Source organism: Cupriavidus sp. SZY C1, from assembly GCF_032190535.1.
Classification (GTDB): Bacteria; Pseudomonadota; Gammaproteobacteria; order Burkholderiales; family Burkholderiaceae; genus Cupriavidus; species Cupriavidus pauculus_C.
Map to the genome: position 1 here is coordinate 320145 of NZ_JAUANU010000005.1, position 20243 is coordinate 340387.

Annotated in this window: 16 protein-coding genes; 4 read left to right on the forward strand and 12 right to left on the reverse strand. The window is 66.2% G+C overall.

What is annotated here, in order from left to right; genetic code table 11:
• Positions 1–5 precede the first annotated feature (5 nt).
• Both QTN24_RS11155 and QTN24_RS11160 read left to right on the forward strand, forming a co-directional pair.
• Complete coding sequence (locus QTN24_RS11155; protein WP_313837062.1) at positions 6–419, forward strand: OB-fold domain-containing protein; 414 nt, start codon at positions 6–8, stop codon at positions 417–419.
• A complete protein-coding gene (locus QTN24_RS11160; protein ID WP_313837064.1) occupies positions 416–1705 on the forward strand; it encodes a CaiB/BaiF CoA-transferase family protein in 1290 nt (429 codons plus the stop codon). Before QTN24_RS11155 ends, QTN24_RS11160 begins: the two co-directional genes overlap by 4 nt.
• Positions 1706–1720: 15 nt before the next feature.
• Here QTN24_RS11160 and QTN24_RS11165 read toward each other — a convergent pair whose 3' ends face one another.
• Positions 1721–2533 carry a hypothetical protein gene (locus QTN24_RS11165; RefSeq protein WP_124685372.1) on the reverse strand — a complete coding sequence of 271 codons (813 nt, stop codon included), beginning with the start codon at positions 2531–2533 and terminating at the stop codon, positions 1721–1723.
• Positions 2534–2625: 92 nt separating this feature from the next.
• Complete coding sequence (locus tag QTN24_RS11170) at positions 2626–4296, reverse strand: RecQ family ATP-dependent DNA helicase (RefSeq protein WP_313837065.1); 1671 nt, start codon at positions 4294–4296, stop codon at positions 2626–2628.
• 258 nt (positions 4297–4554) lie between these two features.
• On the opposite strand from QTN24_RS11170, the gene QTN24_RS11175 reads away from it, so the two are divergent.
• Together QTN24_RS11175 and glgX are read left to right on the forward strand one after the other, a co-directional pair.
• Positions 4555–5550, forward strand: a complete 996-nt coding sequence (locus QTN24_RS11175) for an alpha/beta fold hydrolase (protein ID WP_124685374.1) — start codon at positions 4555–4557, stop codon at positions 5548–5550.
• 195 nt (positions 5551–5745) lie between these two features.
• A complete protein-coding gene (glgX, locus tag QTN24_RS11180) occupies positions 5746–7923 on the forward strand; it encodes a glycogen debranching protein GlgX (RefSeq protein ID WP_313837067.1) in 2178 nt (725 codons plus the stop codon).
• Here the strand turns inward: glgX and QTN24_RS11185 are convergent.
• The 10 genes from QTN24_RS11185 to QTN24_RS11230 form a co-directional block, all read right to left on the reverse strand.
• Positions 7815–11474, reverse strand: a complete 3660-nt coding sequence (locus QTN24_RS11185) for an ImcF-related family protein (protein WP_313837069.1) — start codon at positions 11472–11474, stop codon at positions 7815–7817. The two genes, glgX and QTN24_RS11185, sit on opposite strands and share 109 nt — an antisense overlap.
• A 1-nt stretch (position 11475) precedes the next feature.
• A complete protein-coding gene (locus QTN24_RS11190) occupies positions 11476–12744 on the reverse strand; it encodes a hypothetical protein (RefSeq protein WP_313837070.1) in 1269 nt (422 codons plus the stop codon).
• A 7-nt stretch (positions 12745–12751) separates the two neighbouring features.
• Positions 12752–13006: a PAAR domain-containing protein gene (locus QTN24_RS11195; RefSeq protein ID WP_124685378.1), complete on the reverse strand. Its 255-nt coding sequence runs from the start codon at positions 13004–13006 to the stop codon at positions 12752–12754.
• Positions 13006–15261, reverse strand: a complete 2256-nt coding sequence (locus QTN24_RS11200; RefSeq protein ID WP_313837071.1) for a DUF2235 domain-containing protein — start codon at positions 15259–15261, stop codon at positions 13006–13008. Before QTN24_RS11200 ends, QTN24_RS11195 begins: the two co-directional genes overlap by 1 nt.
• Positions 15254–16063 carry a DUF3304 domain-containing protein gene (locus tag QTN24_RS11205; RefSeq protein WP_313837072.1) on the reverse strand — a complete coding sequence of 270 codons (810 nt, stop codon included), beginning with the start codon at positions 16061–16063 and terminating at the stop codon, positions 15254–15256. Before QTN24_RS11205 ends, QTN24_RS11200 begins: the two co-directional genes overlap by 8 nt.
• On the reverse strand, positions 16060–16860 hold the full coding sequence (locus QTN24_RS11210; RefSeq protein ID WP_313837073.1) for a hypothetical protein: 801 nt from the start codon (positions 16858–16860) through the stop codon (positions 16060–16062). Before QTN24_RS11210 ends, QTN24_RS11205 begins: the two co-directional genes overlap by 4 nt.
• A complete protein-coding gene (locus tag QTN24_RS11215) occupies positions 16857–17657 on the reverse strand; it encodes a hypothetical protein (RefSeq protein WP_313837074.1) in 801 nt (266 codons plus the stop codon). Before QTN24_RS11215 ends, QTN24_RS11210 begins: the two co-directional genes overlap by 4 nt.
• On the reverse strand, positions 17654–18442 hold the full coding sequence (locus QTN24_RS11220) for a hypothetical protein (protein ID WP_313837075.1): 789 nt from the start codon (positions 18440–18442) through the stop codon (positions 17654–17656). Before QTN24_RS11220 ends, QTN24_RS11215 begins: the two co-directional genes overlap by 4 nt.
• Positions 18439–19440 (reverse strand): DUF4123 domain-containing protein, encoded by a 1002-nt coding sequence (locus tag QTN24_RS11225; protein WP_313837077.1) that lies wholly within the window; start codon positions 19438–19440, stop codon positions 18439–18441. Before QTN24_RS11225 ends, QTN24_RS11220 begins: the two co-directional genes overlap by 4 nt.
• On the reverse strand, positions 19437–20243 hold an 807-nt coding region (locus QTN24_RS11230), incomplete at its 5' end, for a type VI secretion system Vgr family protein (RefSeq protein WP_313837078.1). The genes QTN24_RS11225 and QTN24_RS11230, both read right to left, overlap by 4 nt.

Genomic DNA, 20243 nt, shown 5'->3' on the forward strand with positions numbered 1-20243 from the left:
CTACCATGACCACTCCCTACGTTCCCACCGTCCACAAGTCCCCGGACGAGTTGCCCGACAACGCCGCGTTCTGGCAGGCCGCCCGCGACGGCAAGCTGCTGGTGCGCCACTGCAAGGCGTGCGGCAAGCCCCACTGGTACCCGCGCGCGCTGTGCCCGTTCTGCCTGGGCGATACCGACTGGAAGACCGCCAGCGGCCTGGGCGAGATCTACTCGTTCAGCATCACGCGCCGCGCCGGCCCGCATCCGTTCTGCATCGCCTACGTGAAGCTGGACGAGGGCATCACGATGATGACCCACATCGTCGATACCGATCTGGACACGGTACGCATCGGCCAGCGCGTCAGGGTGCGGTTTGCCGAGACCGACGGCGGCGCGCCGGTGCCGGTGTTCGCGCCGGTCGACCAGGCGCCGGCATGACGTCGGCCGCCGCCTCGCCCGGCCTGCCGCCGCCGTCCGCGCGCACCGGCGCGCTGAGCCACCTGCGCGTGCTGGACCTGTCGCGCGTGCTGGCCGGCCCCTGGTGTACCCAGAACCTGGCCGACCTGGGCGCCGACGTGATCAAGATCGAGAAGCCCGGCGCGGGCGACGACACGCGCCACTGGGGCCCGCCGTACCTGCACGGCGAGGACGGCCCCACGCGCCAGGCCAGCTACTTTGCCGCGTGCAACCGCAACAAGCGATCGGTGACCGTGGACATCGCCACGCCCGACGGCCAGCGGCTGGTGCGCGAGCTGGCGGCGCGCAGCGACGTGGTGATCGAGAACTACAAGACCGGCGGGCTGAAGCGCTACGGGCTGGACTACGACACGCTGGCCGCGCTGAATCCGCGCCTGATCTACTGCTCGATCACGGGCTTCGGCCAGACCGGGCCCTATGCGGCGCGGCCCGGCTACGACCTGCTGGTGCAGGCGATGAGCGGGCTGATGAGCATCACGGGCCAGCCCGACGGCGAGCCCGGCGAAGGGCCGCTGCGCGTGGGCGTGGCCGTGATCGACGTGTTCACGGGCATGTACGCCACCACGGCCATCCTGGGCGCGCTGGAAGCGCGGCACCACACGGGGCGCGGCCAGCGCATCGACATCGCGCTGCTGGACGTGGCCATGGCCGTGCTGGCCAACCAGGGCGCCGGCTACCTGAACGCGGGCGTGGTGCCCGCGCGGCAGGGCAACGTGCATCCCAGCGTCGTGCCGTACCAGGACTTTCCGACGCAGGACGGCAAGATGCTGCTGGCGATCGGCAACGACGGGCAGTTCGCGCGCTTCTGCGAGGTGGCCGATGTGGACTGGGCGCGCGACGCGCGCTACGCCACCAACAGCGCCCGCGTCACGCATCGCGCGACGCTGATCCCGATGATGAACGCGGTGACGCGCAGCAAGCCCACGCATGACTGGATTGCCCTGCTGGAGGCGGCGTCGGTGCCGTGCGGGCCGATCAACGACATCGGCCAGGCGTTCGCGGACGAACAGGTGCGGCACCGGGGCCTGCGGGTGGAGCAGTACCGTTACGCCGACGGGGCGCAGCCGGCGTCCGACCCCATCAACCGGATCTGCAGCACGGCCAGCCCGCTGCGCCTGTCGGACACGCCGCCCACGCTGCGCCACGCGCCCCCCGCGCTGGGCCAGCACACCGACGAAGTACTGCGCGAGTGCCTGGGGCTGGGCGAGCAGGACGTGGCGGCGCTGCGGGCGCGCGGCGTGCTGTAGGCGCGCCGGCGCAGCCTAGCGGCCGCCCGGCTCGCCGTTCTCGATGATCGGGCGCAGCAGAGTGAAATCGTTGGGAAAGAAAGGCGGCACGGCCGACGGGCTTTTCTTGCGCGCCACTTCCACGAAGGGACGGTCGGCCTCGATGGTCAGCATCAGGTCGAAGCGCTTGACGCCGGCCGCCTTGGCGCGCTCGGCGTCGCGCTCGCTCTTGGCGCGGTAGGCGATGGTGCGGATCAGCAGGTCGTAGAGCAGGCGCGGACGCCGTTCGGCGGCGGCCTGCGCGTCCTGCCGGCGCGTGGCCAGCACGGCCTGCCAGAGGGTGGAATCCTCCAGCCCCGGCGTGACCTCGGCCAGCGCCACGAGCTGCGCCTTGGCGGCGTGCGGCGGATACTCGACGCCCCGGCCGTCCAGGAACGCGCGAATGTCGCCCACGCGCTGCGCGAGCAGTTCCTCGGTGCGGGTGCGGGGCTTGGCGGGCTGGTCGATATCGGTCCAGTGCGACGGATACGCGCCCATTTCGGCAAAGATGCGCGCCCACTGGTCGTACTCGGTCCAGGTCCAGTCGCGGCCACGGAAGTACGCCGCGTACACCTGCTCGAAGTAGCCGGCCATGTTCAGGCCGTCGGAGCCGCTGCGGTTGACCATCGCCAGGATCTCGGACGCCTCCTCCTCGGAGATGCCCACCACCGTCGCCATCACGCGGTTGAAGACGCGTTCGTAGGAGCTGGTGGTGTCCTGGACGTAGAGCGCAGGCGCGGCGCCCGGCGGCGTCCTCGGCGGGACGGCCGGTACCGGCTTGCGCTTGCGGAAAAATTTGAAAACGCCCACTTCCGTTGCCGATGCGATCTTGACCGGCGACATTCTTGCACAATTGCCCGCGCCGGGTCACCGGCCGGCGCCGGCACCCCACGGCCGGGGGATCACGCGGCGCGCCGGCGTTCCGCCGCCACCGCCCGCAGGAAATGCGGCAGAAAGCGCCGCACGCTGTCGTCCGGAAAACGCACCTCGACCCATTCGTCCGAGACGGCATTGACGACGCCCGCGCCGAAGCGCCGGGCGCGCACCGCGTCGCCGGTGGCAAAGGCGGGGCCGGCCACCGGCGTGGATGCGGGACGTTTTTCGGGCGTCGGCGGCGCGGCGGCGGCCGGCTGTGCCAGTTCGTCCATGCGGCGGCAGCTATCGCAGGTGCCGCAACGCGCCTGCGCGAACGCCTCGCTGTAGTAGGCCAGCAGCGTGGCCCAGCGGCAGCCGCCGCTGCGGGCGTAGTCCAGCATCGCCTGCAGCGTGGCGTGGTCCTCGCGGCTGCGCGCTGCGTAGCGGGCGGCAATCACGTCGACGCCGGCCGCGGCCGGGTCGCGCAGCGCGAAGCGGCCGGCGCGGTCGCGCGCCACGATGCCGAAGTCGCGCAGCATCCGCATGCCAACCTGCAGCCGCCGCACGCCGATATCGGGCAGCGCCGTGGCCAGCGCCGGCAGCGCCAGCGGCGCGTCCTGCACGGCCAGGGCCATGCGGTGCAGGTCCGTGGCCGCCGGGTAGCGGCCGGCCAGGAAGAACTGGTGGATGCGCCGGTCGCGCTCGTCGAACACCAGCGTGCAGCGCGCCGGCGCTCCATCGCGGCCGGCGCGGCCCGATTCCTGGTAGTAGGCGTCCAGGCTGCCCGGCGACTGCGCGTGCACGATAAAGCGCACGTCGGGCTTGTCGATCCCCATGCCGAAGGCATTGGTCGCCACCATCACGGCGGCCTGGCCGGCCATGAACGCGTCCTGCGCCGCGCGCCGCTGGGCGGCGGTGCGCCGGCCGTGATAGAGCGCGGCCTCGACGCCCGCTTCGCGCAGCAGCCCGTGCAACTGCTCGGCCATGGCCACGGTGGCCGTGTAGACGATGCCGGCCCCGTCCTGCCCGGCTTCGCGGCCCACCAGCCGGCGCACGGCGTCCAGCCGCCCGGCATCGCCCGACACATGCTCCACGGCATAGTACAGGTTCGGCCGGTACAACGGCGCCCGCACGATGCGCGGCTGGCGCATGCCCAGTTCCTGCACGATGTCCTGGATGACCGCGTCGGTGGCCGTGGCGGTCAGCGCCAGCAGCGGCGGGCGCGACAGCGCCTTGGCGGCGTCGCGCAGGCCCAGGTAGGCGGGGCGGAAGTCGTGGCCCCACTGGGAGATGCAGTGCGCCTCGTCGACCACGAACAGCGCCACGCGGTTGCGGCGCAGCGTATCGACCACCTCGGGGTCTTCGAGCTGCTCGGGCGTGGTCAGCAGGATGCGCTCGCGGCGGCGGGCCAGATCCGCCAGCGCGGCGTCGCCCACGGCGCTGTTGAGCACGGCCGGCGCCAGTTCCAGGTTGCCGAGCTTGGTGGCCTGGTCCTGCATCAGCGCAATGAGCGGCGACACCACCACGGTGAGCCCGTCGCTGACCAGCGCCGGTAGCTGGAAGCAGAGCGACTTGCCGCTGCCGGTGGGCATCACGGCGATGGTGTCGCGGCCGTCGAGCACGCTGCGCAGGACGTCCGCCTGGCCCGGCCGCAGGCGCGTGACGCCGAAGCGGTCCTCAAGGATGCGCATCAGCGCGGCGGGAAGCGTCTGGGTCATGATGGGTGGCGGGTGGCGACAAGCCGGTGCGCAGCAAAATCCGCACCACACCGGGCGCCCCCGGCCGCACCGCCACCGGGGGGCGCCAGCCGCTGTAGTTACTGCACCGCGTGCGTCCATGGATTGCACGCCACGCCATCGGGCCGGGCGGCCAGCGCGGCGCCGGCCGTTGCCGGCCCGCTGGCATATCGATTGCGAGACAAACCGGAATCCCACGTTCATCTTGCCGCCATCGCAGCCTTCGCAGCCATTGCCGCCATGTCAGATTCCAACCACTCCCCGCCTTCGTCGACCGGCCACCGCGGCCTGCTGGCAAGCCTTGCCACGGTGGTCGCGGCCGGCGCCGCCACCGCGCTCTGGGTGCGCCATCGCGCGCGCCAGGCCGAGCGCGAGCACTTTCCCGTCGGCCGCTTCCTGGAAGTGGACGGCGTCTGCCTGCACTATCTGGAACGCGGCCAGGGGCCGGCCGTGGTGCTGCTGCACGGCAACGGCGTGCAGCTGGAAGACTTCATCGCCAGCGGGCTGGTGGACGCACTGGCGCGCCGCCATCGCGTGATCGCCATCGACCGGCCCGGCTTTGGCTACAGCCAGCGGCCCCGCCTGCGGCGCTGGACGCCGCAGGCGCAGGCCGCGCTGCTGTGGAAGGCGCTGGGCTGGCTGGGCGTGGAGCATCCGGTCATCGTCGGCCATTCGTGGGGCACGCTGGTGGCGGTGGCGATGGGGCTGCGCGCCCCGGCCGACGTGGCGGGGCTGGTGCTGATGTCCGGCTACTACTACCCCACGGCCCGGCCCGACGTCTGGCTCAACCTGCCCGGCGCGGTGCCCGGCGTGGGCGACGTGCTGGGCCATACCGCGCTGCCGCTGGCGTGGCGGGCGCTGCTGAGGCGCGCCGTGCGCACGATGTTCGCGCCCTGGCCGGTGCCCGACGACTACCTGGACGTGGTGCCGCGCGAGCTGATCCTGCGGCCCAGCCAGATCCGCGCCGCATCGGAGGACGCCACGTTCCTGGTGCCGGCCGTGGAGACGCTGCACCGCCTGTACCCGCACCTGACCATGCCGGTCACGGTGCTGGCCGGCGAGGAAGACCACGTCGTCGACCCCGCCCGGCAGAGCGAGCGGCTGCACCGCGACATCCCGCACAGCGTGCTGGTGCTCACCCCCGGCGCCGGCCACATGATCCACCATGGCGGCACGGCGGCCGTGGTCAACGCGGTGGGCGCCATGACGGGCATCGGCCTGCATCTGGTGGTGTAGCGGCCGGCGCCGCCGCGCAGGCCCGCCCGGTTGAAAAAAAGGCGTCGGGACGGCCGGGTGTGCACGATGGCGCGCGCAATTCTTGCAATCCGCTTGCGCTGGCGCGGGGCGCGAACCGGCATGGCTCCTGCTTGGGAGGGCTCTTCCGAAGGCACGCCTTCCGGCAACACGCACAGTCAAGCGGAGAGAACCACCATGCAGCAATCGCGCATCAGCGAGGGCCACCCCTTTCCCCTGGGAGCCACCTGGGACGGCAGCGGCGTCAACTTCGCCCTGTTTTCGGCTCACGCCACGCGCGTCGAACTATGCCTGTTCGACGCCGACGGCCGCGAGCAGATCGACCGGATCGACATGCCCGAATTCACCGACGAGATCTGGCACGTCCGGATCGAGGGGCTGGCGCCGGGCACCGTCTACGGCTACCGGGTCCACGGCCCCTATGCGCCCGAGGAGGGGCACCGCTTCAACCCGAACAAGCTGCTGCTGGACCCGTACGCCAAGGCGTACGTGGGCGACCTGAAGTGGGACCACGCCGTGTTCGGCTACACGATTGGCGCGCCCGAGGAAGACTTGAGCTTCGACACCCGCGACAGCGCGGCCTTCATGCCCAAGTGCGTGGTGGTGGATCAGGCGTTCAGCTGGGAGCACCCGCTGGCCAGCCGCGTGCCGTGGGACCAGAGCGTGGTCTACGAGGCACATGTGCGCGGCTACACCAAGCGGCACCCGCTGGTGCCCAAGCCGCTGCAGGGCACGTTTGCCGGGCTGGGCCAGCAGCCGGTGACCGACTATCTGAAGAGCCTGGGCGTGACCACCGTGGAACTGCTGCCGGTGCACGCCTTTGTCAACGACAGCCACCTGCTGGACAAGGGCCTGACCAACTACTGGGGCTACAACACGATCGGCTTCTTTGCGCCGGACCAGCGCTTCCTGTCCGGCAAGGCCGGCAACGTGCAGGAGATCAAGCAGACCATCGACCGCTTTCACCAGGCGGGGCTGGAAGTGATCATGGACGTGGTCTACAACCACACCGCCGAGGGTAGCGAGCGCGGGCCGACGCTGTCGTTCCGGGGCATCGACAATGCGTCGTACTACCGCCTGCTGCCCGACCAGAAGCGCTACTACATCAACGACACGGGCACGGGCAACACCGTGAACCTGTCGCACCCGCGCGTGCTGCAGATGGTGACCGACAGCCTGCGCTACTGGGTCACCGAGATGCAGATCGACGGCTTCCGCTTCGACCTGGCGACCATCCTGGCGCGCGAGCCGCAGGGATTCGACTACGAGAGCGGCTTCCTGAAGGCATGCCGGCAGGACCCGATCCTGTCCAGCGTGAAGCTGATTGCCGAGCCATGGGACTGCGGCCCCGGCGGCTACCAGGTGGGCAACTTCCCGCCGGGCTGGGGCGAGTGGAACGACAAGTTCCGCGACACCGCGCGCCGGTTCTGGAAGGGCGACGAGGGCATGGCGCCGGAACTGGCGCGGCGGCTCACCGCGTCGGCGGACCTGTTCGACCATCGTGGCCGGCGCCCGTGGGCCAGCGTCAACTTCGTCACCGCGCACGACGGCTTTACGTTGCACGACCTGGTCTCGTACAACGACAAGCACAACGACGCCAACGGCGAGGAAAACCGCGACGGCAGCTCGGACAACAACGCCTGGAACTGCGGCGCCGAGGGGCCGACCGACAACCCCGACATCATCGCGCTGCGCGAGCGCCAGAAGCGCAACCTGCTGGCCACGCTGCTGCTGTCGCAGGGCACGCCCATGCTGTGCGCGGGCGACGAATTCGGCCGCACCCAGCAGGGCAACAACAACGCCTACTGCCAGGACAACGAGATAAGCTGGGTCGACTGGGACCGCACCGAGGACGGCCAGGCGCTGACCGCGTTCGTGCAGAACCTGATCACGCTGCGCCGCAAGCTGCCCGTGCTGCGCCGCAGCCGCTTCCTCTCAGGCGACCTGGACGAGGCCACGCAGGTGGCCGACGTGCGCTGGCTGTCGCCGACCGGCGACGACCTGACGCCCGAGCAATGGGGCGACGGCAACATGCGCTGCTTCGGGCTGGTGCTGGACGGCCGCGCGCGCACGTCGGGCATCCGCAAGCCGGCGTCGGACGCCACGGTGCTGCTGGTGGTCAACGCACACCACGAGCCGGTGAACTTCGCACTGCCGGACATCCCCGGCGAGGACGAATGGACCTGCCTGATCGACACCAACATGGCCGTGCGCGACGAACTGCCGGTGTTCCAGTCCGGCGACGTCTACCAGGTCACCGCCCATTCGCTGCTGCTGTTCTCGCTGGCGGCCAAGGGCGCCACGGCGCGGGTGTTCGACGAACTGGAGAAGGCGCTGACGACGTCGGAGTCGTGACCCCCTTCCCTGGAACGGTGGAAGCCGTTTGGCCGTGGCCGCAAGGTGCGGCTACCTGAGTTCAAAGGTCGCGCTGGCACCGCCGCCCGATCCACAAAGATCCGCTCCGGCAGGCGCAAATCGCGCAGTTCCAGCGCTTCCAGCGGGCCCCGGCCGACGGCCGTGCGCATCTGGTAGTGGATCGGATGGACGAGCGTGGCCGGTGCGGCGACTCGCTCGGCGCGCGGGAGCAGGCTGGCGGCGCTGTCGGGGGGCTCCGGGCTGGGCTTTGCCATGCCCGGGCTGGAGTCGCCGGTGTCGGGACGCGCATGGAAGGTCAGCTGCACCGTGGCGCTGTCGATCGGCGTCACGCGTGCCTGTTCCAGCATCCGCACCCACGCCCAGACGCCCTCGATCTCCAGCGTCTTGTTCGTGCCGGCCCGCTCGGTCTGCCATTGCAGCAGCGTGCGCGGCTCCTGCAGGTTGGCCGCCGGCCACGACATCGCCTGCCACGTCTCGCGCTGGTTGTAGTAATGCAGCGTCTGGCGGTCCAGGGTCAGCCGGGTGTCGGTCAGGCCCGGCGTCGGGATCGGGCGCAGTTCGAACTGGTACCTCGGTTCGCCCTGCACCAGCAGATGGGCGCCGATGCGCTGCAGCGTGTTGATCGACTTCAGGAACGCCGGGTCGAACGTCAGCCCCGTGCCGCTGCCTACCGGCACCCACTGGTCGCCCTGCAGCGCCAGCACGCCGGCCAGTTCGGCCAGCAGAAACGTGTTGATCAGGCCACTTTGCGGCCGGATGTAGCGGGCCATCTCGGGCAGCGACGCGTCGTTGGCGGTCGCCGCGAACGGATAGCGGCCGGCAAACGCGCGTTGCCACGGCAGCGCGATCGATCGGCGCCACGCCTCGTTCAGGCTGGCCTGCGCGGGCTGCAGCACCGACTGCTCGGCCTGCACGACCGGGCGCACGAACAGCGCCTCGCCCATGCCGGCCCATTCGGCGCCCAGACTGGCCGCCATGAGCCGCGCGTACGCCTGCGTGTCGGCCAGATCGGACCCTTTGCCCTGGAACAGCGACTGCGCCATCTGGCGCGCCAGCGCGTTGGCGTCGGCGCTCTGGGTCATCTGCTGCAGGCGCAAGCGCACCGCCGTGACGCGATCCAGATAGCGCTGCAGGCTCAGTTCGCTGCCGCCGGTGTTGCCGGTAGACGGCTGCCCGGCGAGCCGCAGCACCGGCCCGAAGGCCGCGCCGAGCGGGCCGGCGGGGTCAGGGCGGACGGTTTCCGGCGCTTCGTCCTTGCGGCCCAGGATGCCCTGGGCCTTGGCGACCAGCGTGTCCGATAGCGAATCCTTGCGCGCCCCGGCGCCGCCCTGGTAGGCGAGCGACTTCATCAGCGCGATCACCGGCGACTGGCGCGCGTCGGCCAGCAGCTTGAGCTGGTCGACCACGCCCGGCAGCGTGGTGGCCGGCTCCCACTGCAACCCGTTCATGAACTGCTGCCAATGCTCGGCATAATCGGCGAAGTAGCGCTGCGCGAGGGCGTCGCGCAAGGCATCGGCCGAAGTTGACGGTTGCGTCGACGATGGCGCGGCCTCCGGCTGGCCGTCGGTCAGCACCCAGTCATGGGCGACGTCCTGGCTGCGGGTGGCTTTCTCGATCGCCGCCTCGACGTAGCCCTCGTAGCCCTGCCGCGTGAACACACCCGGCACGGCGCCGGTGGCGCGCACGAGGCCCCGGGTGTCGGTGCCCGCGGCGAGCGCGGCCAGGGTCAGGTCGGGATACTTGCGCCCGGCCCCTTCGAGAATCGTCTGATAGATCGTATCCACCGCGTTGCGCTCGCCGATTACCGCCAGCAACGTCTGGCGCGCCCCAGCCACCAGTTCCGCGCGCGGCGTGACCCGCCAGTCGGGATGGGCCCGCAGGTGATCGGCATAGAACCGGGCCAAGCGCTCGGCCAGATCCTGCTTCCGGCCCGGCGTGATCCGGGCTTCGGTGGACCAGTGCCGGGCAAGCTGCTGGGCAAGGAAGTCGGGCTCGACCCTCTCGGGGTGGGCCAGCATCAGGTAGGCCTTCAGGGTGTCCCGGCCATCGAGCGCCCAGCGGCTGGTCTCGTCGGTCAGGCCCTGGACCTGCAACTGCGCCAGATCGACCAGCGTCGCCTCCATGTCCTGCACCACGGGCGTGACCAGCACGGCATGGCTGGCGGCCGCATAAGGCTTCCAGAGCGCGGCCAGCGCCTCGGCGTCGCGGTTCATGCCGAAACGGGTGAACAGAGGGGCCGAGTTCTGCAGGCGGTGTTCGTAGCGCTGGATGTGTTGCTGGAGGGTGTCGAGGGCCTGGAGGCGGGTTTCGGGGTTAGCTTTCGCGATGTCGAGGGTTTGCACTGCCTGGCGGGCGGTGCGGAGGTCGTGGTGGTTCTGGACGGCGGAGAGGAGCATGGCGGTGGTCCAGAGCACCACGGCTGCCGTGGTCACGCCGGCGCCAATCGTCAGCGGATGCCAGACCGTCCGGCGACCGGGGTGGCGGCGTGCTGCTTCGGTGAGGTATTGCCAGAGAAACGAATCTGTCTCGACTTCCGTGGTGGAGGTCGCCGGACCAGGGGGATATGGCGCAAACACTATGCCGTGGACGGCCCGACGCCGTTGAGCCGCGTTCTGCGACAGCCATGCCGCAAGGGCGTCCGCGCGATGATCGAGCCGTTGCGACAGGCGCGCCAGATAGCTTCGAGGTTGGCTACCCATCCTTTGCGAGAGGCTGCGCGACGCAAGTTGGTCCCGAACCGCCAGCAACATTCGAGACAGGTCTCCCGCACCCGTTTCCTCACCGCATTCACAAGCCACGATGGGCGTAGCAGTGTCTTCTCCTGAACGCCGGGCGGTCATGGCAACCTCAAGCACGAAGGTCGGTGCCGACCAACGAAGCACGGCTGCGATACGCGACGCTACGTGTCGCCACGCAGGCGAACTCCGCCGGGGTTCGGGTACTGCCAGATTGCCGTCTGTCACGATGACAACCGCGTCAACAGGACGTCGTCGCCTGCATTGACACAACCGCTTCAGCCATGGCGCGTCCACGGTGCCTTCCTCGACCGGCCTGTGGGACAGCAACACCGCGTCGGGCGTCAGCAACCAGCTGCCATGCCCGAAGCCGGGAAGGAGCCGATCCAGCGCCGCATCGTCCCCTGTCAGCAGCAGCCAGGGCCGGCGATACCGCCACCGCCAGCCCTCCTCGTCCTTCAGTCGTCGGCACAGCGCTTCCAGGTCGGCAACCTCTTGCGCATTGCGACGTGTGTCTTTTTTGCCAAGGATCAGCGACTGCGTAGTGCCGTCGAGCTGATCGGCATTCTGGCGAAGCAGCCTGGCCAGGCGCTGCGCCGCCTGGGCCTCGTCACGCCGGCTCTCGAAGCCGAAATAGAGCGCAACCAGCAGCAGCAAGCCGCACAGTACGCTGATTGCAGCGGCTCGCTGGGTTTCCGATTCCAGCCCAAGGGTATCGCCCTTGTACCAGATGACGGTGCCCATGACGACTGCCACCAGCACATACGAAATTACGTCGACACGAAACTTGAACATTTCACCTACCTTCCTGCTGTTCATGTGCAAAGGGCACCAAGACCGCCAGCAAGGTGCGTTGCTCATCCTGCGTGGCAACGATGCACGGCCTTCCCGACTGCTTTGCCTCCGCCAACGCCAAGGTGGCAGCGAGCCATGGCGCGGCAAGCCCGGCATCGCCGACCATCGTGTCGAGCACAACATCCGCGGAAGCCGCGTTGCGCTCCGAGCGTCCCGCCTTATGCATGCCGATACGCAGCTGCGAGGCGGTCTCCTGTTGCAGGCCAGCGCCGATGACGCCGCCTATCGCCTGGGCGTCGACCCGGCCCCATTTCAGCGCATAGCCCAACGCCTGCTCCATCGACATGCCGTTGCATTGCTGCGGACGATGGAGCCACCCGTCAATGGAGAGCCCCAGCCGCAACGCGAGATCCTCCGGGCACGCCAGAAGTATCGAGGCTGCCTCGCAACTACCAGGCTGCGGGTCTGCTTCGCGGACCTCGCTCAGGCAGACGCTGACGAGCATGCTGACGACATCCCGCACGTCAGGCGCGGCACGGTCGAGCCACGCGTCGACCAGCCACAACCCGCCGGTCGGCGCGAACACGGGATCGCCCACTAGTCTGGGCGAACGTACCGATGAGGGAAGCTGCCGCCAAACCTCCTGGAGGTCCGACTGATCGAGTACCGACTGAATATCGAGGTGGATCGTTACCGGAATGCTCGGCGGGATCGTCTCCAGCTTGTCGGCAACCGACGCCAGCAGTGACTTGAGTACCCATGACAGGGTGGCCTTCTGGCGCGCCCTGTCATCCACAGTCAACGCCGCCGCCAAGGGGTCCAGTACGCGAGCCTGTATCCGCTCGCGCGAATGCCGGGCCTGGCGCGTGCGTTTCACGGCAGGTTGCCTGATGACGTCCAACGCATTGTCAGCTTCATCCACGTCCACGATGTATGCGGAAGACAGCACCGCCAACGGCGTGCTGGCCACCTTGAATACTGCGTTGCGGAATGCCCTGACCGCCGTGTTCATCGCCAGCGCCTGGTTCTTCTGGCCTTCGATGCGGGCGAAGTGTCGCAGTACCAGGGCACCGGCCAGACACAGCGGCAGCAAGACGACCGAGATCCAGAACCACGCTGTGGGCGACGTAGCTTGTCTGGGCCAGAGCCACAGCGCGGAGGCGGAGCCAGACAGCACCAGCACGATGAAGATCATCGACCAGACGAGGAGTGATGGCCTGGCCTCTGGAACGGGTACTTCCTCCGGCAAGCGCGAAAGATCAACTGCCATCTCTGTCCTAACGCGAGCCGCTGTTGGCCAATGAGGAGATCAGCCTGCAACCACAGGCACATCGATGGCCGTCCTCGGCCACTTCAAGGTCTCCATCTCGAATGTCTGGATTGCCCTCGGCGATGTAGTTGTAGCCGTGCACATCGCACTGCACCGGGTCGGAACGGCGTGCCAACGCACGCCCCATGAACATCCGGCCCCCGCCACGCAGAACCACTCCGCCTTGGCTCAAGCGGTCGCCTTCCCTGATGATCCCGGACATCATTGCCTCCGCGGCGCGACGCCTGAGCCTGCGGAGGGCCGCGCCGCAGGCGATGCCATCGTCGGCATCTGCTCGGCGCGCCGAGCGCGCATGTCGTCGCGCTGCCGCTGCATGGCTTCGGCCAAGTCGTCGGTCTCACCCAGCGTATCCGTGGCACGGGTCCTGAAGTACAGCGTTGACGACAGCACATGATCGTGCCAACTGGTCAACATCGTGTCGTGCACTAGCATGTCGAAGAGCATCATGACTTCATCCGGCAGCGGATGCTTGCCAGACAGGCCGTCTTTCCATGCCTGCACAAGCGCCAGAGCCTCCTGACTCATCAGCATGGACTCCACGGCGTCGGCGGCACTCTCTATCTCCTGGCGAACCGAGAAATCCGCGTCGTTCGACATCTGTCGGATCTTCTCTGCGGATCGCTTGAGACTCTCGTGGGCGGCACGCTGCCGCACCTGTTCGGCCGCTTCATTCTCGATACGCTCCCAGACGCCCACGATGGGCTGTTGCAGCTGAAGCACGGTACCCGGCAAGGCGAGGACCTGCGCCTCGCGCGCGGCGTGCAACCTGGCAAGTGCCTTGCCCATCGCAACACGATCGGCCGGCAAGCGGCGACGTTCCTCGTTGTAGGCCGCTTGCGCCGCCCTGATCTCTTGTGCGCGCTCGACATGCTGTCGCTTGATTTCGTCAGTATGGGCGGTCGTTGTCTTGCGGAACTCGGGCGACCGGTAGCGGACGGCCAGCCAGCGAAGGAACACTTCCATGTGCGCCTGAAAGTTGAGACCCCGCTCGCGCGGCACCAGTTTTCGATACGCGTCGATGAGATCGGGAATCCTGTGGTTCGTCTTGCCGGTCGAGAGCGGGGCAGCCAGGGTGAACTTCTCGTAAGTCCAGAGCTTGTGTCTCTCCAAGTCTTCCATCGTGTCTAGCATCGAGCCAGCCATCAAGCCCTCGTGCAGCATGTCCCGCAGGGCCACACGCTGCAGTTCGGCCCTGAACCCCAACGAGCCTGGCGGTGCGCCGCCAGTGATGTCCTCGCTCGTGCCGGGATAAAGGTACTGTTCGCCGCGCGTCTTCTCCAGGCTGTCGAGCCGTTGATAGAAACGCAGTTCATGGGCAGCCGCGAAGTGCACACATTTCTGAACCGCGGCAGGCACCGCGAGTTCGCGGTCCCCATGATGCTGTTTGATCATGCCGACGAATGGCAGAATGGCAACCAGCTCGTTCTCGGCCATGACCGAGGACACCGCGTCGAGCAGTCCGAGAAAGCGGATCTCGATCGGGTCACCCTTCTCGCCGACAGGCACCATCCGGAGATCAAGATCACTGCGACCCTTGTACTTGCGCACCAGTTCATTGACGAAGGCGCGCGCGATCACACAACCACGGTCCGCCGCGAACACCGATACCTCGATGCGTTGGACTTTTCCGGCGCTGGTCTTTACGTCACGATAGGCATTCTCGAACTGTTTCAGCGCGGCATTGAGCCGGTCTTCGACGCCCGTTCCGAACACCATTGCGGCAAATCGGCTATCCCTGACAAAGGGAATGGCATCAAGGACGACGTCAACAGAAATGGCTTTCGCAAATACAACTGCGGCCTTCAGCGGATTCTTCTTGATGTCGTACATGGCCGCCCGCCCCGCTGCCATGGTACGCCTCACCCAGCGCCGTTCCCCGGCCAGTTGCAGCACCCTGATCGTCTTGTCGGGCAACGTTCTTGCGTGCGCGATGGCGTCTTCGAAGGTCTGCGCAATGGGGCGCCACGACATCTCGTCCAGCGCATCGATCAGCGCTTGCCGGGCCCGCTTGCGCGCCTTCTCGATATCACCCATCCTGGACACGCCGCTGACGTCCCGCGCGGTGTTTTGGAGTATGTCCGCGGCCGGTCCCGCCGATCCGGCCGCAGCCTTGGCTGCGGCTGACACTATCTCGTTGTTTTCGGCGTCCTTGTTTAGCGGCGTACCGAGTCCGGAGTAGTAAAAGGGATACCAAAACTGATTCGGCATTTTCTCTCGACGCCGATCCAGATTATCGCGATGCGCTTCCCATAGGCGGCAGATGTTCGAGTAGCGAGATGTTGCCGGATCGTCGATGTCGCGATGGCGCCCGAAACCGTCGAAGAAGAACCCCATCCTTGCGACTGCGCCGCACGGAATACAGTCGTCCGCCTTGTAGGGCTTATGGGCGGCCATCATGCCGTCCAATACTCGGTTCGGCGTTCGGTCTACTGAGTCGAGTGACGTCGTGTTAGTCATCAAAGTCTCCTGCCGGGGACGGCTTAAACTGGTTGCCTTTCAGTTCTTCCAGGATCTTCGGTGCAATGTTGTCCATGGCTTCGCCAAAGGCGCCCGGCCGACCGTTGGTTTCCTCGATGATCTGCCGTACCGCCGGATGCTGGTCAAAGTTCGGATTCACCAAAAGCGTGTAGTACACGTACTGCTTGAGATCCTCCGTGTTGGTGAACCGGTACTTGGTCCACCCTTCACCGGCGATCCTCGCGGTTCTGCGGAATGCGACCCAGTCTTCCATCGTGTCGTTGAACGACTTCCCTTGCTTCTTCAGCAGCCATTCATCAATAGCGCCGTAGAAGATGCGCGTACCCCGCAGATCCGTCCGGAACTCGAACTCGACGTGGTCATCGGGGTAGAAATGCAAGCCGAGTACGATCGAGCCCAAATCACCGGATATCTTGGTGGGCGGCATGCGAACTGCCGCGCTCTTTTGGGTGACTTTGATCGGCTGCTTAGCGCGGAGGGAAAGAATTGCTTCATCTGCGTCATAGACCTCCCACTTCACCGTGAACTCCGTCCCTTTCAGCTTGTAGCAGCAGCTCAGTCTGCCCTCGCCGGAGCCGGGCGGCAGGTCACCTCCACCGCCTGCTCGGTTGCCATACCGGTCGGTGATGACAAAGCGGACCAGGTTGTAAGGGGTGTAGTTGAACCCCGCGATGCTCAGACCGCCGTAGGTGGGCTCCGTAGACAGCGCGTCACAGCCGGCCAGCGTTATCGTGACCAAGAGTCCGAGCGCAGCGATTGCAGTTCTTAGTCTTCTATTCATGGCTTGCTCCTTGGGGCTGCCTGTTCCACGTTGCTACGCCTCAGGGCCGCCACGATCGATGCGGGCAACGCTTCCATGGCCTCGCCGAACGCGCCCGGCCGACCCTTGGTCTCTTCGATGATCTGCCGTACCGCCGGATGCTGGTCGAAGTTCGGATTCACCAGAAGCGTGTAGTACACGTACTGCTTGAGGTCCTCCGTGTTGGCAAACCGGTACTTGATCCATCCTTCACCGGCGATCCTTGCGGTTCTGCGGAATGCGACCCAGTCTTCCATCGTGTCGTTGAACGACTTCCCTTGCTTCTTCAGCAGCCATTCATCAATAGCGCCGTAGAAGATGCGCGTACCCCGCAGATCCGTCCGGAACTCGAACTCGATGTGGTCATCGGGGTAGAAGTGCAAGCCGAGTACGAGTGAGCCCAAATCACCCGATATCTTGGTGGGCGGCAGGTGTACTTCGGTGGTTTTGTGAATCTCCTGGAGAGGTCTGTATGGATCCTTCAGAAATTCATCCTGATCGAAGACAATCCACTTCACCGTGAACTCCGTCCCCTTCAGCTTGTAGCAGCAACTGAGTGAGCCCTCGCCGGAGCCGGGCGGCAGGTCACCTCCACCGCTTGCGCGGTTGCCATACCGGTCGGTGATGACAAAGCGGACCAGGTTGTAAGGGGTGTAGTTGAACCCTGCGATGCTCAGACCACCGTAGGTGGGCTCCGTAGACAGCGCATCACAGCCGGCCAGCGTTATCGTGACCAAGAGTCCGAGCGCAGCGATTGCAGTTCTTGGTCTTCTATTCATGGTTTGCTCCTTGGTGCCGCCTGTTCCACGTTGCTACGCCTCAGGGCCGCCACGACCGATGCGGGCAACGCTTCCATGGCCTCGCCGAACGCGCCCGGCCGACCCTTGGTTTCCTCGATGATCTGCCGTACCGCCGGATGCTGGTCAAAGTTCGGATTCACCAACGTGAAGTAGGCGTACTGCTGTAGATCCGCTGTATCGGTGAATCGGTACCTGTTCCAGCCTTCTGCCGCAATCCTTGCGGCTCGACGAAACACCACACTTTCATGCTCTTGATGGGGATTGAGAAGCGGTCCGTGAGTCTTGCGAAGCCAGTCCCAGACGTCGTCGTAGAAAATTCGCGTACCCCGCAGATCCGTCCGGAACTCGAACTCGACGTGGTCATCGGGGTAGAAGTGCAAGCCGAGTACGATCGAGCCCAAATCACCCGATATCTTGGTGGGCGGCAGGTGTACTTCGGTGGTCTTGTGAATCTTCTGGAGAGGTCCGTATGGATCCTTCAGAAATTCATCCTGATCGACGACAATCCACTTCACCGTGAACTCTGTCCCCTTCAGCTTGTAGCAGCAGCAAAGTCTGCCCTCGCCGGAGCCGGGCGGTAGGTCACCTCCACCGCTTGCTCTGTTGCCATACCGGTCGGTGATGACAAAGCGGACCAGGTTGTACGGTGTGTAGTTGAACCCTGCGATGCTCAGACCACCGTAGGTGGGCTCCGTAGACAGCGCATCACAGCCGGCCAGCGTTATCGTGACCAAGAGTCCGAGCGCAGCGATCGCGGTTCTTAGTCTTCTATTCATGGCCTGCTCCTTGGTGCCGCCTGTTCCACGTTGCTACGCCTCAGGGCCGCCACGACCGACGCGGGCAACGCTTCCATGGCTTCGCCAAAGGCGCCCGGCCGACCGTTGGTTTCCTCGATGATCTGCCGTACCGCCGGATGCTGGTCAAAGTTCGGATTCACCAAAAGCGTGTAGTACACGTACTGCTTGAGATCCTCCGTGTTGGTGAACCGGTACTTGGTCCACCCTTCACCGGCGATCCTCGCGGTTCTGCGGAATGCGACCCAGTCTTCCATCGTGTCGTTGAACGACTTCCCTTGCTTCTTCAGCAGCCATTCATCAATAGCGCCGTAGAAGATGCGCGTACCCCGCAGATCCGTCCCGAACTCGAACTCGATGTGGTCATCGGGGTAGAAGTGCAAGCCGAGTACCCTTGTCCCCACGCCACCCTCGACTTGAGTCCGCGGCAGATGGATCGTCGCCTCCTTATGCAGCTTCTTGATGGGCGCGTAGAGATCCTTGATGGCTTCGTCGGCGTCATAGACCTCCCACTTCACCGTGAACTCCGTCCCCTTCAGCTTGTAGCAGCAACTGAGTGAGCCCTCGCCGGAGCCGGGCGGCAGGTCACCTCCACCGCTTGCGCGGTTGCCATACCGGTCGGTGATGACAAAGCGGCTCAGGTTGTAAGGGGTGTAGTTGAACCCAGCGATGCTCAGGCCGCCGTAGGTGGGCGCAGTTTCCAAGGCGTCGCAGCCGACTAGGAATGTCGCCGCGAGCAGCAGGTTGCATAGGATCCGGCGTCTCATCTTTCCATACCCGTCGTATCCGGCGTCTCAGCGGTTCCGACATCGGACAGGACCACGGCAAAAGGAAGGTCGCCGTACCTTGCAGCCAGCAAACGCCTGTGAATCTCGGGGTGTTGATCGAACTCGGGAGATACAAGCAGACCTTTGGCAACATAGCGCAGCATGTCGGCCTCGCACGTGATGCCATACGCTGCGGCCCTTCCCATCTGCGTTTGCACGGCGCCGTAGAGCGCATCAGGCGATAGCGGATCAAGGTGCGTGCCATACACGTCTCGCAGTTGCAGGGCGATCTTGTCCGCATAGCCAAGTTCGAGCAGCGCCGCGTGCTGCTCTGCGGTCATGACTGGCGCCGATGCCGTCAGGGACTCGACTGGTACCGGATGCTGAGCGTCGACAACCGGGGCGCCCGATCGGTCCCGATACCAGATTTCGCACGCGATGCTTGCGAATGCAGACCACTGCTCCGGTGTCCAGACCTTCCGCAGCCGCTCCAGCACGCGGTTGTCGTAGAAGTGAAGATAAAACGCGCGTCGATCGGGCAGTGCGTACTCGCAATAGCCCCGCAGATGCGCTTCGACTTCCGGCAGTGAACAGAAACTCCACAACCACGTCACCATGAACCCATCGGCAGGGAGTTCTGCAAGCCGGTTCAGCAGGGACAGCAATCCGTCGTCGCCGTCGCCGTCGTCCTTGTCCTCGTAGCCCTTGATGCCTTTGGCGCCGTCCACCACGGTAATCAGCAGTGGAGAGATGTCACGATGCGGAGCGAGATCGGTGCCGTCCCACAGGGCCGCGAACGCTATCCCGCCATGCCGCTCGATGGCCGCCCGCAGTTCGGGGAATCCGCGTGTATCCACCAGTGCAAACAGCGACACGGCTGTGCCAGCGTCGTGCCGGTCCAGCCTATGACGGGCTGCAAGGACTTGAGCGGCAAGACTGCCGGTGTCTTGATCCGATGGAGCCGTCAATGGCCGGTCATCGCTGAGTTTCATGCTCATGCCTTCTCGGTCATTGCCTCGACACCACGATGTGCATCCAGCAGGCAGTCGCGACACGCCCCCACGGGAAGATCTGGCAGGGGCGGGTTGAGGCTTGCCGGGCCCGTCCACGTGAAGCTGCCTGTCTTCAAAGTAATGCTGCCAGGACAGCCCAGTTCGATATTGCCGCCTTCCAGCTTGATGTAGGCACCCTGGCTGGCCAATGTGAGGGTTTCCGCGGCCACTGCTGTCAGCTTGCCGTTGACGCTGGACAGGCTCATGTCCTGGGATGACATCAACTGCATCAAGCCGGAATGCGCTGCAGCGGAGAAGTCCGCCTTGGCGGCCACGAGCCGGATGCCGTTTTCTTGCGAGAAGATCGACGCGCCTTGTCCCGCGGCGATGGTGACGTGTTTGCCAGCGCCCAGGTCCAGATGAGAGCGAGCCGAGGCGACGACGTTGCCATTGGCTGCAAGCTGGATACTCTGCGCTGTGGCGATGGCGACGCCCGCCGGCGCGCTGGCCAGGATGACGGCCTGCTGCAGGTCCTGCAGCCTCGCTTCCATCAGGTCGCGCTGACGCTCGATATCAGCAAGTTGGACTTTCGCGACGGCGGCGCAATCATTGAGCCGCTGCATTTGCTCCAGCGCTTCGGAAAGAACGGCCTCGGCCGCGCCCATCGCCAATTGCTGCCCCCCAGCCCCAGGCTGGTCATCGGCAGAAATAAACACCCCCCTCCCACCCCGAATCGCCCCCCACCCCGACGTCCGCAGCTCGAACCCTTCCCCGCGCTTCTTCCTCTGTCCGTCGACCAGATAGCCCAA

Bases quoted from the DNA above. Each gene is read 5' to 3' on its own strand.
- QTN24_RS11160 (WP_313837064.1), top strand. From the start codon at position 416: ATGACGTCGGCCGCCGCCTCGCCCGGCCTGCCGCCGCCGTCCGCGCGC.
- QTN24_RS11175 (WP_124685374.1), top strand. From the start codon at position 4,555: ATGTCAGATTCCAACCACTCCCCGCCTTCGTCGACCGGCCACCGCGGC.
- QTN24_RS11155 (WP_313837062.1), top strand. From the start codon at position 6: ATGACCACTCCCTACGTTCCCACCGTCCACAAGTCCCCGGACGAGTTG.
- QTN24_RS11220 (WP_313837075.1), bottom strand. From the start codon at position 18,442: ATGAGACGCCGGATCCTATGCAACCTGCTGCTCGCGGCGACATTCCTA.
- QTN24_RS11195 (WP_124685378.1), bottom strand. From the start codon at position 13,006: ATGTCCGGGATCATCAGGGAAGGCGACCGCTTGAGCCAAGGCGGAGTG.
- glgX (WP_313837067.1), top strand. From the start codon at position 5,746: ATGCAGCAATCGCGCATCAGCGAGGGCCACCCCTTTCCCCTGGGAGCC.
- QTN24_RS11200 (WP_313837071.1), bottom strand. From the start codon at position 15,261: ATGACTAACACGACGTCACTCGACTCAGTAGACCGAACGCCGAACCGA.
- QTN24_RS11205 (WP_313837072.1), bottom strand. From the start codon at position 16,063: ATGAATAGAAGACTAAGAACTGCAATCGCTGCGCTCGGACTCTTGGTC.
- QTN24_RS11170 (WP_313837065.1), bottom strand. From the start codon at position 4,296: ATGACCCAGACGCTTCCCGCCGCGCTGATGCGCATCCTTGAGGACCGC.
- QTN24_RS11225 (WP_313837077.1), bottom strand. From the start codon at position 19,440: ATGAGCATGAAACTCAGCGATGACCGGCCATTGACGGCTCCATCGGAT.
- QTN24_RS11210 (WP_313837073.1), bottom strand. From the start codon at position 16,860: ATGAATAGAAGACCAAGAACTGCAATCGCTGCGCTCGGACTCTTGGTC.
- QTN24_RS11215 (WP_313837074.1), bottom strand. From the start codon at position 17,657: ATGAATAGAAGACTAAGAACCGCGATCGCTGCGCTCGGACTCTTGGTC.
- QTN24_RS11185 (WP_313837069.1), bottom strand. From the start codon at position 11,474: ATGTTCAAGTTTCGTGTCGACGTAATTTCGTATGTGCTGGTGGCAGTC.
- QTN24_RS11190 (WP_313837070.1), bottom strand. From the start codon at position 12,744: ATGGCAGTTGATCTTTCGCGCTTGCCGGAGGAAGTACCCGTTCCAGAG.